Source organism: Microcoleus sp. AS-A8 (assembly GCA_039962225.1).
Taxonomy (GTDB): Bacteria; Cyanobacteriota; Cyanobacteriia; order Cyanobacteriales; family Coleofasciculaceae; genus Allocoleopsis.
The window spans coordinates 696,060-712,953 of record JAMPKV010000001.1 but is presented as its reverse complement, the minus strand read 5'-3'; the positions used below and the strand labels follow the sequence as shown (position 1 = coordinate 712,953).

Genomic DNA, 16,894 nt, shown 5'->3' with positions numbered 1-16,894 from the left:
AGAGTTTGAGGAGTCCATGTTAAGATTCAGGCTTGCCATTTTTGTGGCTGTTAGGAGCCTCAAACTTGTAACCCACACCTCGGACAGTTTGAATTAATGACGGTTGACTAGAATCAATTTCAATCTTTTTGCGAATTTGACCAATATGAACGTCAACCACCCGCTGATCTCCGACATAATCGTACTCCCACACTTCCTGGATGAGTTCGGAGCGGCGCAGTACCCGACCCGGATGACAGGCGAGAAAATGCAGGAGGTCAAATTCTAAGGCGGTCAAAGGCACAGGTTGTTCGTTGATAGTTACCTCCCGACGCCCTGGATCGATAACCAACTTATCGAAGACGAGACGCTGTTGTTCGGTCGGAGTCACTTCGCGCTTGCGTTTCAAAATCGCCCCGACGCGGTTTTCTAGCTCCTGCAAATCAAAAGGCTTCGTGAGGTAGTCATCAGCACCTCGTTTAAACCCTTGGTCTTTATCGGCGGCATCTCCCCGACTGGTGAGCATGAGCACAAAAACATCGGTACGGCTCTGCATTTCCTGACACAGGTTGTAACCAATGGCATCAGGCAAATTCACGTCCAGAATTACCAGGTCTGGGTTAAATTGCTCAAACAGGGTGAGAGCCGTCTTCCCGTCTTGAGCAGATTGCATTTGGTAGTTCTTCTTGCTTAAAAAGCGAAGAATTAAATTTCGGATGGCCGGGTCGTCATCCACGACAAGAATTTTGGCAGAGGCCATGGTCATAGCTTTTCACGGAGAACTGGATTGTTGGGATCAACACGCAGGATGTTTTACACCATTGGTGTAATCAGCATTCTAGTCAATTATCCGTCGTAGAATTAGGGGATGCCAATAGTTTGGACATCCCGCTTAGGTCAGAGAATCAAGAAATTTCTCAAGTGCCTAACTACTTTTAGCACTTGCGGAAGTGTTTCTCAAATCTTGAACGTCTTGGTTCAAGGAAGCGCTTGTCTTCAAAGATCAGGCTAAACTAGCTTCCAGGGGAGTTGGCCTAACACTCAATCATATTTAACCTGTTACCCTGTCAGTAGTAACAGCATCACTGAGCGTGTGCGATGCCTAACATCTAAACTACTAGTGTAAAGTTGCTTTCATACGAGTGAATAGAAGGGATGTCTCGGAGGTTTTGAATGAGCGATCAAAATCCCTACGAAAAGCTTGGGGTCACGGAAGATGCTTCGTTTGATGAAATTCAAGATGCTAAAATTCGCCTGATGCAGCAGCATCGTGGCGATCAAAAGCTGTTAGAGTCGGTTGAGGCTGCCTACGATGCGGTTATTATGGATCGCCTGAGAATGCGTCAAGAGGGCAAAATCAAGGTTCCAGAGCGCATTCGCTTTGCCGAGAAATTGTCTCAAGCTCCGCCGAGTTTTTCCCAATCTCCAGTGAATAACTCTCCGGCTTGGCTGCAACGACTGGTGGATACTCCAGCTCCTGGAGACTTGATCTGGCCGGCTGTCTCATTCCTGCTGCTTGGGGGTGTGACTATTTTTTATCGTGCTCAGGATATGTCCTCAATGCTCTCGCTAGTTTTGGCGCTGGGCGTGGGATGTAGTATTTACTTCCTGAATCGTAAAGAAGGACAATTTGGGCGTGCTGTGTTACTTACCCTAGTCGGTCTGCTGGTCGGGGTGGGTTTGGGGAGTTTGTTGGGGGGTTCTCTAGCTCCACAACTCAGCTCCATTGGCATCTCACCCGATCAATTGGCTACACTGGTGACATTTTTGGTTCTCTGGCTCATTAGTAGCTTCTTACGTTGAAAAAAGTCTCCCAGTCACAACCCTCCCTGACTTCAGGGCCAGGCGTAGATTTTGGCTGCAACGTATTATCCGACCTGAGGTAGTGACCAATGTAGCACTAATGGGCACAGGTAAACACAGCTCATTGGAATTGTGAATCGCGATTTCCAGGGGAAACGTCTGAACATTCAACGTCTTCCAGGTTTCCCCAACGGCGTCGCTGACGCAAACCCCTGCGTGAGATATCAAAAAAATAAGTGACTTTCCGGCTGAATATTAATTTCCATCGGTACGGCTTGGGGGTCAGCCTTGAGGGCAAACAGAATGGCGTTAGCGGCAGTTTCCGTCGTCAGCATTTTTGAGCGGTCTACCTTCAAATTAGCGTTGTCCCAGAAGGAAGAGTCAACACCACCAAAGTAGAATAGGGTGAACTTAATACCGTAGCGCTTCAGTTCCTCCGCCATGCATTTACTGAAACCCACGACCCCAAATTTGGATGCACAGTAAGCTGATGCCATCACCATGGAGTGCTTACCCAAGATTCCGACGATGTTGCAGATGTGACCGACTCTTTTTTCCTTCATCACCTCAGCCGCCGCTTGAGAGGTGTAGAAGCTGCCTTTCAGATTCAGGTCGAGCATGGCGTCTAAATCAGCAGGTTCAATTTTGTTGTACTGCTTCATGACGGCAGCTCCCGCCGCATTTACTAAGACGTCAATTTTACCGAACTGCGCGATCGCCTTGGATATCAGCGTCTCAACCTGAGCAGGCTTTGTAATATCGGTAGGGACACTCAAGATTGACTCTTTGTTGCTAATCGGCACTTCAGACACCAGTGCCGCTAAACGAGAGCTATCTCTTGCTGCTAGTACCAGACTTGCCCCTTCTCGTGCCAGTTTGTGCGTTAACGCGGAGCCAATACCGCCAGTGGCACCTACAACAACAACGACTTTATCCTGCATTATTATTTACATTTCTTTACATCTTTCCCCATGATACTGATTTAGAGCTGGGAAGTAGGCATCCTCTGCGTTGCAGAGACAATACACCTTTTCTAGTTTTTGTCAAGATGTACATTCTCAAACCAAAGCGCTCGGCGACGATGTCGCGGCGGCGAGATTGGGTAGCCTCTGTAAAAATATTGGGAGTGAACGTAGCATAAGAGCAACGACGCGACTAAAGCCTCGCTTCACTAATGTCCAATCGGCGGTTTGCCAAGCATGGTGCGAAGCAGCAAACGTCTCTACTCTTGTTGTGTGGGTTACTAAAAAAGGGGCTATAGAATCCGGATTTGGTATCACTGGTCAAGAGGTCACTGCTCGTTGATTCCTTAATCGGGTAGTTTTTTTAACATTTGTGCATCCAATTTGCTAGTTTGTACGTCTTGATCTGGGTGATAGGGGAGAACCCACACTTCTCTAACCCATATACCTCTTCTATTTCTGATGCTGATTTCTGAACCCAGCTAAGATGAGTTCAGCTGAGTCTCGCCTAGTCAGAACACCTAAGTACGTCCATGACGCCTGACTTCCTGAAGAACTTGCCGATTCCCGCACGAATGCTATTCCGACCCATGCTGATGATTTCCTTAGTGCTACACGGTGTAGTACTAATGCTGCCGATCTCGTCCGACCTAAGGGTAGAACAGCCTAAAACTTCTAAACAGTATAAACAAGTCAAGCTCGCGCAGTTACCAACAACTCGACCTTCTCCCATTTCCTCTCCTCAATCTTCAGCAAAACCGAATCCTCAACCTAGCCAGTCAACTCCTACCAAGCTGCCAACTCGTCCACAATCCTCATGGGAACTAAATCCTCAGCCTAGCCCTCAGCGAAGCCAGTCCTCTCCTCTCGATTCGCCAACTCGTCCAAAACCGATAACGATTCGCCGACAGTCGGCTGAATCTTCCGTGCCTATACGAAAGTCAAGCTCTCAATCAGAGCAACAGCCTAAAAACGAGGAAGAGCAGCAGCCATCTCCACAACAGCCAACGCCATCGCCATCTCCACAACAACCAACGCCATCGCCATCTCCGCAACAGCCAACGCCATCGCCGTCTCTACAACAACCAACGCCATCGCCGTCTCCACAACAGCCAACGCCATCGCCGTCTCCACAACAGCCAACGCCATCGCCGTCTCCACAACAACCAACGCCATCGCCGTCAACCGATAACCCAAACCCCTCCAACGAGGAAGGCAGTTATACTGCCTTATTAAATCAAAATCAAAATCAATTATTTTTTAAGGCTGCCATCGAGCAAGTTAAATATAAATTGAGTGAAGATAAATTAAAAGAGTTTAAAGCCGAGCTAGACATCAATAAGCTTAGCAAAGCCGACAAATTTAAAGACGCTACGGGTAAACCAGATACCAGATTCGATTTTCGTCAAAAAGCCATATCGCCATTATCAACTCAGGACATCGTTTCGGCCTTAGAAGAACAATTGAAAACTCAAAATTTTAGTTTTGATAAAATAGGCACTTATGGCGATGGGCCTATTTATGAAGTCAAGAAGGGAGGGTTCAAACGTTATCTAATCCTGGCACCTGGAAAAGATGAGACAGGTGATATAACAGCGATAATCGTTTCGCAGGATTATCCAGGCTAGAGTTCAATAAATTTTGAACGCTCGTTTCTTCTCAACTGTCAATTGCTAGAGAAACGCGATCGCCCCCAATATCCCGCAGTCTACCCAGAAGCTGAATCACCTTTTCGTAAGGCAGTTTGCGGTCTGCATTTAAAATAACGGCTCCATTCGGATTGTTCTGCAAATAAGCTTGCATGGGTTGAACTAATTGAGTTTCAGTAATCGGTTGATTACCTAAATAAAGTTGTCCCTGAGGATTAAGACTCACAACCAAGGGATCGGGGGTTTTCTGTGCGCTTGCTCCGTTACCCGCACTGGGAAGGGTAATATTGACAGCATTTTGCTGACTCGTTAACGTCATGGAGACAATGATGAAGAATGTCAAAATTGTCATAATGACATCCATCATCGGCACTAGATTAACTTCAGGCATTTGTGAGCTTTTTTGCTGGGATTTGAATCGCATTATCAAGTCTTCTAGATTTTTGGTTTTGGATGAACTTAAAAGAATTAGTTCCCCGCCGAATGCCGCTCACTGATTGATTGAGATTTCTCAGAAACAGAGGGTTCGTACCAAACTTCTCGATAGATTAATTCAAGTTCGCTGCCAATTTCAGAAAAATAATCTACCTGCTGAGACTGTAAGCTTATAAAAATCCGGAAAAACGCCAGAGCGATAATGGCGACAATCATACCACCTGCGGTGGTAATAAGAGCCTCACCGATACCAGCCGCTGCCTTAGTGGCACTTTCACTACCACCACCTCCACCAATATTGAGGTTGTTGAAGGTGATGATTAGACCGGTTACGGTACCCAAAAGACCAAGTAAGGGAGCAATCCCCACGACACTTTCTAGCATTTTGTCACCCTTTCGCATTTTGACAAACTCTTTATCTCCTGCGGCTTCTAATGCTAGACGAAAGGTTTCGGGAGTAGGTTGCCTGAGCTTCAAGGGGGCTAATAAATAGCGCCCGATGGGTAGGGATTGAGCTTGACGTGCGATTTTTGCGGCTTTGTCCAAATCTACACGAGCTGCCTCTAGTACATCGTGGGCAATTTTATGCTCTTGTCTCAATAACTGGAACCAAAACAATCCTCGCTCCAACGCGCACGAAATCGTAGCGACAGATAGTATAACAATCGGCACCATAACTGGGCCACCTTTGATAATGATATCTAATATTCGGCTCATTGATGCGATCGCCAATAGGCGGAGTCAGGGCAATTCTTTGTTGTTAGCATATCCGGCATCTGTAGGGCAACGGGTTGAGTGACACTAAGGGGGAAGCACAGTAACGGTTAAGGCAGTTAAGGAGGTGCGATCGCTAATTCATAGACAGAGTCAGCCATTCTACGGGTTGTTGCCTATCAGATATTAGATAAATTGATTTTTGGAAAAGATTACTTGGAAAGCGTTACCTGAGCTTTAGTCCCACTATTCCCAACTTTGAAGGTTTTACAGGACTGTAAGAATTTAGTGAAATTTCCTCCAAGCTTTAGCTTTTTTATAACTGAATTAGCCGATTCGCCGCAGACTATCTTTAGTGCTGCACTTAGCTGTGGCACCTCGACTTGATCTATGGAATAATTGGCTTGAATTGAAGTAATAAGTTCAACTAATGTTTGCTCAAATTCCTCTTTAGAATTAATACTTTTTATGGATGTCTTCGCGCTAGGCTTCACAGAAGTATTCGCTTCTACATCTACTTGAGTGGGGGGAGTTAATTTAGTTTTCTGTTCAGCGACGGAAAGAACTGAGTCTTGCTTTTGAGGTTCCACCAGCGGACTATTGGCACGATTCTCCTTGAGAGTGAGAAGACGTCGTTCTTGGAAAAGGGCAGTAATAGTTGATAATCGCGCTATTCGCTCAGTTAAGGATTCGTGTTCGGCCTGAAACAGCTCAGTGATTTTATCAACAAACTCTTCAAAAGAAGGAATTTCCGTTCCTATTGTTAAAGAATATTCCCGGCTTTCGCCCGTATTTCGATTTTCAACACTCAGAAGGTTGTCTTGTCTACGCACCCGATAGACGGTCATACCTTGAGTTTGTAATGAATTACACAGATGAGTCAATAACCAATCACAAGAGCAGACAAAAACTTCTTTAGTCTCTGGGTAATGACGGCTAATCGAAACTCCCATCGTAATCATTTGGGCATCAGCACTATTTTGACCGATTGGAACGTGGATTAGCTGATAACCCCGCTCATAAAGCTCTGCATCTAGCTTCCCAAGAGTATGACTTCTCCAGTTAGCAAAGGCAATCTTGACTTGCAGTGGATAATGACTAACATTGGCTAAGAATTTTTCAGCATTGATATCGAGTTTCAAGTTTTCTGCATCTAGCAGCAAAATCGCTATTCCTGTAGGAGATGGAGGGGAAGCTCTCACCTGCTCTATTAGTTGCGATGACGACACTGCTAAAGGATTCAGTATTGATGGGACTGAAATTAACTCGGAGTTAAAGTGTCCGTTACTAGTTGCCTCTATTTGATCACTCTGAAAACTGGGTAACTGAGACGAAGATAACGATTCAAAAAATTGCCGACCACATGCTTTGCACAAATACCGTTGCTTACCACTTGAACGACCGTTTTTACGCAGTTGCTCAGATTCACATCTAGGACATTTCATATTATTTCTAATATTTTCCTTCAACAATTCAGGCTGTTGCTGCTGGATTTCCAGGATAGCTTGATAGACACAAAGACTAATTTGGTGAATCACAGCAGAATCATGGGCTGGTGTCACGCTGGCGTTATCTAGCATGGGTGTCCCCAGTAAGTGATGGTGAGGCGACTAGCCCCCAAAGTTTCCAGGAGGCGATCTTACTGTTTCAGATTCCCATCATAATAGAAATGGCTTCATATTTCTTAATTCATCACTATGGCGAGAGACCTGCGGGGATTCATCAAACAGTTGGAAGAACGGGGGCAATTGCGCCGAATTAAGGCTTTAGTTGACCCAGACTTGGAAATTGCGGAGATTTCCAACCGAATGCTGGCTGCCGGCGGCCCTGCCTTACTGTTTGAGAACGTGAAAGGGTCATCCTTTCCAGTGGCGGTGAACCTGATGGGTACCGAGGAACGGGTGTGTTGGGCGATGAACATGGAACATCCCCAGGAGTTGGAAACGTTGGGGAAGAAGCTGGGAATGCTGCAACAGCCGAAGCCGCCGAAGAAGATTTCCCAGGCTGTGGAGTTTGGCAAGGTTTTGTTTGATGTGGTGAAAGCCAAGCCAGGGCGAGACTTTTTCCCGGCTTGTCAGCAGGTGGTGATTGAAGGAGATGCCCTGGATTTAACCCAAATACCGCTGATTCGGCCTTATCCAGATGATGCTGGCAAAATTATCACCCTGGGATTGGTGATTACTAAAGATTGTGAAACGGGTACGCCCAATGTGGGGGTTTATCGGCTACAGCTACAATCCCGGAACACGATGACGGTTCACTGGCTATCGGTGCGGGGGGGGGCGAGGCACTTACGCAAGGCGGCGGAACAGGGGAAAAAGTTGGAAATTGCGATCGCCCTGGGTGTCGATCCGTTAATCATCATGGCAGCCGCGACTCCTATTCCGGTTGAACTTTCCGAATGGCTTTTTGCCGGACTTTATGGCGGTTCGGGTGTAAAGCTAGCCAAGTGCAAGACAGTGGATTTAGAAGTGCCAGCCGATTCCGAATTTGTCTTAGAAGGGACGATTACACCAGGGGAAGTGTTACCCGATGGCCCTTTTGGGGATCATATGGGTTATTACGGCGGCGTGGAAGATTCGCCCTTGATTCGCTTCCAGTGCATGACGCACCGCAATGATCCCATCTATATGACGACGTTTAGTGGGCGTCCACCCAAAGAAGAGGCGATGATGGCGATCGCACTGAACCGCATTTATACCCCCATTCTGCGGCAACAAGTTACGGAAATCGTGGACTTTTTCCTACCCATGGAAGCCCTCAGCTACAAAGCCGCCATTATTTCCATTGATAAAGCCTACCCCGGTCAAGCGCGACGGGCGGCCTTGGCCTTCTGGAGCGCATTGCCACAATTTACTTATACCAAGTTTGTAATTGTTGTGGATAAAAGCATTAATATTCGCGATCCGCGCCAGGTGGTGTGGGCGATTAGTTCCAAAGTTGATCCGGTGCGAGATGTGTTTATTTTGCCAAATACGCCTTTTGATAGTTTGGACTTTGCCAGCGAGAAGATAGGGTTGGGAGGACGTATGGGAATTGATGCGACAACCAAAATACCTCCAGAAACCGATCATGAATGGGGTGCACCCTTGGAATCCGATCCAGATGTGTCTGCGATGGTGGACAGGCGATGGATAGAGTATGGCTTAGCCGATTTACAGTTAGGGGAAGTTAATCCCAATTTGTTTGGCTACGATATCCGTTAATAGTTTTGGAAGGGGCGAAGCTAGCAGCCTTACAGCCCTTTCGAGGAGTGGCAATATTTTCTGTTTATAACAGAATAGAGCAAACTGAATGCATTTTCTGGAATGGTAACGATTGAGAGGTTGTATGGAGACTAAGAGACGGCAAGGGTTTCGATGGGCTTTACAGCAGAAAGGTTCAGTCGTTCCAGTCGTTTTTAAGCGGGTACTTCTGTGTGGATTGTTTGGCTTTTTTATTTCGAGCGTACACAATCTCCGCAATTTAGGATTTTCTGTAGCCATCCCCCTTTGGGCAGGCATAATTCCTACAATTGTGATCGCTTTATTGTTAGTTATCCGAACCCAAACGGCTTATGAAAGATTTTCGGAAGGTCGTAAAAGCTGGGGGAACTTAACCAATACGGTACGGAATCAAGCGCGTCAGGTTTGGGTCGCGGTTAGAGAAATTGAGCCAACCGATCGCCCCAAAAAACTGGAAACCATCCGCTTATTAGTCGCCTTTGTGGTTGCCACTAAGTTACATCTTAGGGGCGAACCTGTAAACAGCGAGTTAGAATACTTGCTTTCCGCGGAGCGCTCTTTAGAGTTAAAAAACCTCACGAATCCACCGCTGCAAATTTCATTTTGGATTGGCAATTATTTTCAGGAGCAGTACTCTCGAAAAAGCATCAATAGTACTCAACTGGTAGCCCTGGATAAGTTGTTGGATCGGATGGTGAATAATTTAGGAGCTTGTGAGCGGGTGATCAAAACTCCAATACCGCTAGCCTATGCCCTTCACCTGAGACAGCTAGTGTTGATTTATTGCTTGACATTGCCCTTTCAATTGGTTGGTGCTTTCTTCTGGTTAACTGGGCCGATTGTGGGGTTGATTAGTTTTGCCTTGTTAGGGCTGGAAGAAATCAACTGTGAAATGGAAAATCCTTTCGGCTACGATGACAATGATTTGCCTTTGGATTTAAACTGTGACACAATGTTACATAATATTGAGGATTTAATATCTCAGGAACTGAGTCCAGGCAATTGGCAATTGACCTCAGTGAATTAGCAGTTTCAACAGCAATTCAACATCAGATAAACAGCTCTTAATGGGTGAGAGCAAATTCTGCTATTTCAAATTTGAAATGCTCACATAATCGAATAAATCAAACCAATGGGGATTTACCTCAAGTAAGTGGCAAGAACAAGGCAACGCTAGGGTATGGGTTGGTAATCTTGTAGATGTGGAGATTAACCCCAATGGGTTTGGGTGCGATAGACAGGAAAGGGAATAATTCTAAGCCAATAGCACTCCAGGATACAGATTGGAAGAAACGACACTGGTTTCGAGTGGCTTTACGCCTGCAAGGATCTGTTATTTTCGCTATTCTTCCACGAGTAATATTGTGCAGCACCTTTGGTTTTTTGATTTCAGGATTCCATGAATTTGGATTTTCTTTATCCTGGCCTGCACTAAGCGGTGTTGTTCCGAGTATTGTCTTAGGGTTACTATTAGTTTTTCGGACAAATACGGCTTACGAACGATTTTGGGAAGGTCGTAAACTTTGGGGAACGTTAGTCAATACGGTTCGTAACTTAGCTCGTCAAATTTGGGCGGCGATCGCAGAAAATAAACCTCAAGATAGAACAGCAAAAGTAGAAACGCTACGATTATTAATTGCTTTTGCGGTGGCGACAAAGTTACATTTACGCGGAGAGCGGTTGAACAGTGAGTTAGAACCCTTAATGTCAGCCGAAAGGTATCAAATCCTGCAAACCATGAATCACCCACCCCTGGAAATTGCCTTTTGGATTGGAGATTATTTACAAAAACAGCATGAACGCGGTTGCCTTAACACCTATCAGCTCTCTGCCATGCTGAAATTGCTCGATACAATGGTGGATGTTTTGGGAAGTTGTGAGCGAATATTAAAAACGCCTATACCCTTAGCGTATTCGATTCATTTAAAGCAATTGTTATTACTTTATTGCCTCTCACTGCCTTTTCCCATGGTCAATGATTTACATTGGTGGACGGCGGCGGTAGTGGGTTTAATTAGTTTTGCAGTATTTGGGATTGAAGAGATTGGAATTGAGATTGAGAATCCCTTTGGTTATGACGCAAATGATTTACCCTTAGATACGATTTGTGCCACCATGGAGCGCAATATTGAAGATTTAATTACACTAGCTCCTTGTGTAAGGCATTGGAAAACACATCGATAAAAGAGCGATCGCATCCTCAACCCTCAGTCAAATCTCTTAGCCCCCTCCTCGCTTGCGGGGAGGGGGAACATGAATCTTCAGTCATGGCTGGTCAACCACTTTGATTTTGAACGGTTCAGCCGATGACCGACGGCGACGTGGGCGGGTGGGACTGGTGTCGATCATGACCTACTCCTTCAATCCTTCACTTCAGGTGGACTAATAGTAATGTTATTGAGTAAAAAATCTGTTCAGAGCGATCGCCCTATTCCACAAAATGCGATCATTACTTTCAGGTTGTCAGATATTAATGAATACTGGTTGGGGATAAGCGCTCCAATCGCCGCCTGTTCAAAAGATTTTTACCACCTACAAAACAACTACTGAGGACAAACCTATGGAGCCTATAGCGAAAGATTATGGACTACCACTCCTCCCACCCTTCCAATGTTTCATGGGTCAGTGGGAAGGTTTATGTAAAACCTTTGGCCTTGATGGGAATTTCCTGGAAGCCTCAGCCGTCCACGCTGATATCTACTGGATTACTCCTGAAATCTGGCATTTCCATGAACACTTTGAAAACCTTTATGGGTATGGTGAAGCCGTCTTTCATAGTGATATTAAAGTGACTGGAAAGGCGTGCTATGCAGAAGACGCGCAGCTCAAACTTCACGGAACTGAATTAACTCCCTACAACTACATCTTCAAGGTTGAGAGTACCGTATCTCAATCTGTAATCTTTAACAACCACTACTTCATCGACCCTAACAATCGCCGGATAATAACTCATAAGTTACGCGACGGCGAAAGCTATATTTTTCAAATCCAGGATTTTGTGAGAGTGGCGTAGTTATTAGCAATTCTCAATTCGATTGATTTGTCCCGTCAATCTCAAAAGATACTCTAGTTTTCAGATGGGGGGTATTAATTTCAAACCCCCCATTTAAAAAAGACTCTAACGTGAGATTGCCGCCGCTTGTCTCAGTTTCGGGTAGTGTTTTTGTCTATCCTTGGGTAGAGGAGCTGCCATCAGCAAAACCTTCTCCAAAAACCAAGGCGCAATCCGGCTGCACCAGACGGCTAAATGACTTTGCCATCCCACCAAGATTTCCGGCGTGTCTTTACGCAGTCCAGTAATCAGTGCTTGTGCGACTTGCTGAGTCGTCATCGGCACAACCCACCGAAACAACTGTAAGTCTCGCACCATATCCGTATCCGTCAGGGTTGGCAGCAAAGCCACCACCCGGATATTGTATTCAGCGAGTTCACCGCGCAAAGCTTGGGTAAACCCTAAAATCGCAGACTTGGTTGCGGAATAGGTTGCCATTGTGGGCGCGGCTATTTTACCCATCAGGCTAGAAACGTTAACGATTGTCCCTTCCTCTTGTGCTGCCATGCGTCGGGCAACCAGACGGGTAATTGTGTACATGCCCATTAAATTCGTCGCGATTTCTTCCTGCATTTTGGGCAGGGGTGACCGTAAAAAGGGCGCTTGGTGGGCAACTCCAGCACAGTTAACCAGCAGATGAATCGGGCCGTAATTTCGCCAAGCTTGTGCGATCGCAATATTCACTTCCACCGGCTGACTCAGATCCAACGCCAAGATCACGACTTCTACACCTAGCGCCTCGATTTGTGTCGCCACTTCCGTTAAGCGCTGGCGATCGCGTGCCACCAGTAATAGGCGTTTTGCGCCTTGTTGCGCTAATTCAATGGCGATCGCTCGCCCAATTCCACGCGAAGCCCCGGTAATCAGGGCTGTTTTGCCTTGAATGTTCATAAATTAAAACCTTTGGATGTTGGAGTTCTTTGGAGTTTTGGAGTTAACGTCTCACCAGGCAGTGCAGGGGTGTTGATCACAAAGAGGGGAACACATGAAGCAACTCACTCACTCGCAATGAGACGAATAGGGAGGGGTAATGTCGGTATGAGTTGGACTCAACCTTTAAGAACCAGACATTCCTCAAGGATTTTGTAGGGAACACTTCTTGTTGCAGGCAAAGTGAGAGAAATGTCCTCAGCGTGAGACTTCTGTAAAATTTGAGGCTGACTTGCAACAGACACGGAGGTTGCTAGTCAGTGACGTGATGGAGTTGTCCTACCCGTAGTCAAATAATCCACAGCGATATCTCTGAGCCGTCTTTTCGGAAAGGTTGTGTAGAGCCGTCCAAGAAATATCGTTAACCCATTGTGGAGTCAGTGAATCGGTGAAAAGACAAAATTGACATAGAGCATAAATGGCACATCTCCTAAAAATGAGAATTGACCAGAAGCAACACTTAATGCACACGTTAGCAACTTCCCAAGTAAAACCGCAATATTTTTTAATAAAATCTGCTTAATGCTTGTTCACAAAACAGCGATCCCGATTAATGAAGTCGTTAATTGTCTGCCTGTAAGGGTTTCAGCTTCTGTCAAATACGAGGGTTACTGGTTGGTTGGAGATAGCGCACGCCATGGAATTGATTTACATCACTGCGTAATCTTGAAGAGTTCTTTTACAGTGCGATCGCCTTCACCTATTCAGTAATAATACCTAGTCCATGAGGGGAAAATCCATGAGTGGAATTTGTAGGGTGGGTTAGGTGTAGTGGTAAACCACCAAAGGTTTCGAGACGGTGTGTTTGCGATCGGGCAACGTATCCGACGAGTGTCTTCTGTCTCTTATGAGAGGAGAGAGATGAGGCAGAGATGAGCTCTCATATTTGATGGCACAAGGGAATCCTTTGTTTGCAAGAAATTCTGCCACTGGGAAAGCTAGCTTCAGCTAGGGATTTAAGGCAATCAGCTTCCTGGTGCCGTAGGCGATCGCACCTTAGCAGCTACGCTTACAGGCAGATCGATTAGCAATCCAACAGTGAGAATTACGTGTTAACCCGGATGCTTTCTAGTGACTCAAATTGATAAAGGTAGTCATAACCCATCTATTCAACTGGATATGGACTGGACTACTCTGCTGCGATCACAACAAGCTGACTTCATCCAAAAGCTCAAAACTCTTTGTGGGAAACGAGTTCAACAACTCTCCAAGCTGGCACTTTACCTTTTACTTGCATTGATTCTCAGCATGGCAGGGGTTGTTATCCCTGGTGTGCCTCTCACAACCCATGAAGTAGCTGAGGCTCTCCCTGTCAATAACGCTTTGCCACCCTCCCTGGTGCAAAATACGCTGAAGGACTTGCAAACAGCCAGGAATTTTATTCCCTCTGGTAATTCTTTTTTAGCTGATAACTCTATTTTTAGGACAACTATTGCACCGACTTTTGCGCCAACTATTGCACCAACTATTGCACCGACTTTTGCACCGACTTTTGCACCAAGCCTTTCTTTGTTCCGGTTTGATTTCTATTTTGACATTAAAGAGTTTAACTTAGTTAAAGTTATTAAGGAAAATTCTTCTAGAATTTCTCCTGCTCTTGAGCATTATAAAGAGGCCGTAGAAAAAAGTAAAAATGGAGATTATAAGGGTGCTATTAAGCATTACAGCGAGGCATTAAGTAAAGACGGCAACTTTGCAGAGGCTTACGTGAGCCGAGGTCGCACGTATTCAGAGTTAGGAGAGCAGCAAAGAGTAAATGACTATCAGCAACTAGCGATTAATGATTATACCAAGGCGCTGAATGCAAAGCCTAAGTTTGAAGAACCAGAGGTATATGTTGAGCCATTACTCGGACGAGGTGCTGTTTACATTAAACTTGGTAACTATCAGTCAGCGCTTGATGACTTCAGTCTAGCGATTCAGCGTAATCCTAACTTTTACGATGCTTATTTAGGTCGCTCAACTATCTACCTCTTACTTGGAGATTATCAGAAAGCCATTGAAGACTTGAACGTAGCACTATATCTCGATCTTGACTATCCTGCTGCCTTTCTCAGACGGGGTTCAATTTGGGCTGACTTGGGAGAATATGAGAAAGCTCTTGTAGATTTTGATCGAGCCATTGAGAGTAAAGAGGAAGATGCTAGCCAATACTACACCGATACTTTCTATAAAAGAGGTCTTGCTTACTTAAATTTAGGAGAACAGCAGAAAGCGATTGCCGACTTAACCGAGGCAATTAATCGCGATTCCAACTATAGCGAAGCCTACTACAGTCGAGGCATTGCACAAGTTCTACTTAGAGAAGATAAGAAAGCAATTGAAGATTATAACAAAGCGGTACAACATAACTTAGACTATACTAACGCCTATTATCAGCGAGGTATGGGTTACCTAAACCAGGGAAACCCTCAGAAAGCCATCGCGGACTTTACCGAAACAATTCGACTCAATCCAAAATATGCTGAAGCCTACTACAATCAGGGGAATGCTTATCTGAACATTGGTAAAGAGCTAGCAGCGATTGAGAATTACACCCAGGCGATTCAGGTTGATTCTGATTATCCTGAAGCCTATCTTGGGCGAGGTATAGCTTATTATTTTGCAGGAGACAATTTTGCAGCTATTCAGGATTACTACCAGGCAATTTCGCTCAAGCCTGACTATGCTGAAGCTTACTTTTGGCGAGGTAATTCTCATTATGCGTTAGCTGACTACAAGGGAGTGATTCAAGACTACGATCAGGCAATTTCGCTCAAGCCTGACTATGCTGAAGCTTACTTTTGGCGCGGTAAAGCTTATTATCAGCTAAAAAACTATACAAGAGGAATAAAGGATTTCCACCAAACAAATCGGCTCAATCCTGAATATAAAAAGGAAATTGACGCCTTTATTCAAGAAGAAATTTTTCCTGTAGCCTATACCCTTGAACATTCAGGAACGGTTGCTGCGGTTCGTTCAGTGGCTATCAGTCCTAATGGAGAAATCTTAGCTAGTGGTAGTGAGGACAACACTATTAAACTCTGGAATCTCAATACAGGGCAAGAAATCAACACCCTCTCTGGACATTTACTATGGGTTCGTGCCGTCACCTTCAGTTCTGATGGACAGGTTGTAGCTAGTGGGAGTGATGATAAAACTCTTAAATTGTGGAATGTAAACACTGGAGAAGAAATCCGGACTCTATCTGGGCATTCAAACTATGTTACTGCCGTCGCTATCAGTCCGGATGGACAAACCCTTGCTAGTGGGAGTAATGATAAAACTCTTAAGTTGTGGGACGTGAATACTGGGCAAGAAATTCGTACCCTCACTTGGCATTCCGACTATATTCAGTCCCTCGCTTTTAGTCCTGACGGGCAAACCTTGGCTAGTGCAAGTTGTGACAATACCATCAAGCTATGGGATTGGAAAACTGAGAAAAAACTTCGTACCCTTAAGGGTCATGACAATTGTATTCGTTCGATCATCTTCAGTCCGGATGGTCAGATTCTTGCTAGTGGCAGTAGTGATAAAACCATTAAACTGTGGAACTTGAAAACTGAGAAAGAAATTCGTAAACTTGGGGGTCACACCGACAGGGTGACAGCAGTGGCGTTCAGCCCTGATGGCCAAATCCTCGCCAGTGGAAGTGATGACAAAACTATTAAACTATGGGACTCGCACACTGGACTAGAAATCGCTACCCTTTCCGGGCATGAATCTTATGTTGAGTCAGTCGCTATCAGTCCCAATGGAAAGACTCTCGTTAGTGGGGGTTATGACAAAAAGGTGAAAGTGTGGCTGGTACCGTAGCAGTGAGTTGAGGATACTACTGAATGAGAGTTCGCACGGATTAATTTCCATGTGCTAACTCTCAACATCAGAAGCTTCTTATCTCAGAAATCCTCACAGTGATGGAACAGGGTTGGCTGTGGATAAGTCTACGGAAACTGTATTATCACAACCACCGGGAATTTGAATGAAGCCCCGCCATTTTTATCAGGCGATCGCAAGCCTCGTCCTAGCAACTTTTGCGCTGTTGGGAGTTGTTCTATCCGAACCGACTAGCGCCAAACCCTTGTATACTCTCACTAAACAACAAAGGTCAAATTGTTGGTGAAGCAGCCACCAAAAATAATGCAGGCACTCACGCCTTCCTTTATA

Annotated in this window: 13 protein-coding genes; 7 read left to right on the top strand and 6 right to left on the bottom strand. The window is 45.3% G+C overall.

The window, feature by feature from the left end; translation table 11 throughout:
* Positions 1-19: 19 nt before the first annotated feature.
* The gene (locus NDI48_02730; protein ID MEP0830117.1) at positions 20-739 is read right to left on the bottom strand and encodes a response regulator transcription factor; all 720 of its coding nucleotides are present in this window, start codon (positions 737-739) and stop codon (positions 20-22) included.
* A 413-nt stretch (positions 740-1,152) separates the two neighbouring features.
* Here NDI48_02730 and NDI48_02725 point away from each other — a divergent pair, with 413 nt between their 5' ends.
* Entirely contained in the window at positions 1,153-1,782 is a 630-nt protein-coding gene (locus tag NDI48_02725; protein MEP0830116.1) for a CPP1-like family protein, read from the top strand.
* A gap of 224 nt (positions 1,783-2,006) precedes the next feature.
* Here NDI48_02725 and NDI48_02720 read toward each other — a convergent pair whose 3' ends face one another.
* Positions 2,007-2,723: an SDR family oxidoreductase gene (locus NDI48_02720; protein MEP0830115.1), complete on the bottom strand. Its 717-nt coding sequence runs from the start codon at positions 2,721-2,723 to the stop codon at positions 2,007-2,009.
* A 554-nt stretch (positions 2,724-3,277) separates the two neighbouring features.
* Between NDI48_02720 and NDI48_02715 the strand changes: the two genes are divergently transcribed.
* Positions 3,278-4,372, top strand: coding sequence for a hypothetical protein (locus NDI48_02715; protein MEP0830114.1), 1,095 nt, complete (start codon positions 3,278-3,280; stop codon positions 4,370-4,372).
* Between the two features lie 31 nt (positions 4,373-4,403).
* On the opposite strand, the gene NDI48_02710 is transcribed toward NDI48_02715, so the two are convergent.
* The 3 genes from NDI48_02710 to NDI48_02700 form a co-directional block, all read right to left on the bottom strand.
* Positions 4,404-4,784 (bottom strand): biopolymer transporter ExbD, encoded by a 381-nt coding sequence (locus NDI48_02710; GenBank protein MEP0830113.1) that lies wholly within the window; start codon positions 4,782-4,784, stop codon positions 4,404-4,406.
* A gap of 77 nt (positions 4,785-4,861) precedes the next feature.
* A complete protein-coding gene (locus tag NDI48_02705) occupies positions 4,862-5,545 on the bottom strand; it encodes a MotA/TolQ/ExbB proton channel family protein (protein MEP0830112.1) in 684 nt (227 codons plus the stop codon).
* Between the two features lie 209 nt (positions 5,546-5,754).
* Complete coding sequence (locus NDI48_02700) at positions 5,755-7,122, bottom strand: NYN domain-containing protein (protein ID MEP0830111.1); 1,368 nt, start codon at positions 7,120-7,122, stop codon at positions 5,755-5,757.
* A 117-nt stretch (positions 7,123-7,239) separates the two neighbouring features.
* On the opposite strand from NDI48_02700, the gene NDI48_02695 reads away from it, so the two are divergent.
* From NDI48_02695 to NDI48_02680, 4 genes are all read left to right on the top strand, one after another.
* Positions 7,240-8,748, top strand: a complete 1,509-nt coding sequence (locus tag NDI48_02695) for a UbiD family decarboxylase (protein ID MEP0830110.1) — start codon at positions 7,240-7,242, stop codon at positions 8,746-8,748.
* Between the two features lie 124 nt (positions 8,749-8,872).
* Positions 8,873-9,793, top strand: a complete 921-nt coding sequence (locus NDI48_02690; protein ID MEP0830109.1) for a hypothetical protein — start codon at positions 8,873-8,875, stop codon at positions 9,791-9,793.
* Between the two features lie 173 nt (positions 9,794-9,966).
* Positions 9,967-10,950, top strand: a complete 984-nt coding sequence (locus tag NDI48_02685; GenBank protein ID MEP0830108.1) for a hypothetical protein — start codon at positions 9,967-9,969, stop codon at positions 10,948-10,950.
* Between the two features lie 376 nt (positions 10,951-11,326).
* A complete protein-coding gene (locus NDI48_02680; GenBank protein MEP0830107.1) occupies positions 11,327-11,779 on the top strand; it encodes a hypothetical protein in 453 nt (150 codons plus the stop codon).
* Between the two features lie 105 nt (positions 11,780-11,884).
* On the opposite strand, the gene NDI48_02675 is transcribed toward NDI48_02680, so the two are convergent.
* Positions 11,885-12,709 carry an SDR family NAD(P)-dependent oxidoreductase gene (locus NDI48_02675; protein ID MEP0830106.1) on the bottom strand — a complete coding sequence of 275 codons (825 nt, stop codon included), beginning with the start codon at positions 12,707-12,709 and terminating at the stop codon, positions 11,885-11,887.
* Positions 12,710-13,867: 1,158 nt separating this feature from the next.
* Here NDI48_02675 and NDI48_02670 point away from each other — a divergent pair.
* The gene (locus NDI48_02670) at positions 13,868-16,543 is read left to right on the top strand and encodes a tetratricopeptide repeat protein (GenBank protein MEP0830105.1); all 2,676 of its coding nucleotides are present in this window, start codon (positions 13,868-13,870) and stop codon (positions 16,541-16,543) included.
* Positions 16,544-16,894 lie beyond the last annotated feature (351 nt).

Excerpts from the sequence above, each read along its gene's own strand:
- NDI48_02680 (MEP0830107.1), top strand. The coding sequence starts at position 11,327 with ATGGAGCCTATAGCGAAAGATTATGGACTACCACTCCTCCCACCCTTC.
- NDI48_02710 (MEP0830113.1), bottom strand. The coding sequence starts at position 4,784 with ATGCCTGAAGTTAATCTAGTGCCGATGATGGATGTCATTATGACAATT.
- NDI48_02700 (MEP0830111.1), bottom strand. The coding sequence starts at position 7,122 with ATGCTAGATAACGCCAGCGTGACACCAGCCCATGATTCTGCTGTGATT.
- NDI48_02715 (MEP0830114.1), top strand. The coding sequence starts at position 3,278 with ATGACGCCTGACTTCCTGAAGAACTTGCCGATTCCCGCACGAATGCTA.
- NDI48_02685 (MEP0830108.1), top strand. The coding sequence starts at position 9,967 with ATGTGGAGATTAACCCCAATGGGTTTGGGTGCGATAGACAGGAAAGGG.
- NDI48_02675 (MEP0830106.1), bottom strand. The coding sequence starts at position 12,709 with ATGAACATTCAAGGCAAAACAGCCCTGATTACCGGGGCTTCGCGTGGA.
- NDI48_02720 (MEP0830115.1), bottom strand. The coding sequence starts at position 2,723 with ATGCAGGATAAAGTCGTTGTTGTTGTAGGTGCCACTGGCGGTATTGGC.
- NDI48_02730 (MEP0830117.1), bottom strand. The coding sequence starts at position 739 with ATGGCCTCTGCCAAAATTCTTGTCGTGGATGACGACCCGGCCATCCGA.
- NDI48_02695 (MEP0830110.1), top strand. The coding sequence starts at position 7,240 with ATGGCGAGAGACCTGCGGGGATTCATCAAACAGTTGGAAGAACGGGGG.
- NDI48_02705 (MEP0830112.1), bottom strand. The coding sequence starts at position 5,545 with ATGAGCCGAATATTAGATATCATTATCAAAGGTGGCCCAGTTATGGTG.
- NDI48_02725 (MEP0830116.1), top strand. The coding sequence starts at position 1,153 with ATGAGCGATCAAAATCCCTACGAAAAGCTTGGGGTCACGGAAGATGCT.
- NDI48_02670 (MEP0830105.1), top strand. The coding sequence starts at position 13,868 with ATGGACTGGACTACTCTGCTGCGATCACAACAAGCTGACTTCATCCAA.
- NDI48_02690 (MEP0830109.1), top strand. The coding sequence starts at position 8,873 with ATGGAGACTAAGAGACGGCAAGGGTTTCGATGGGCTTTACAGCAGAAA.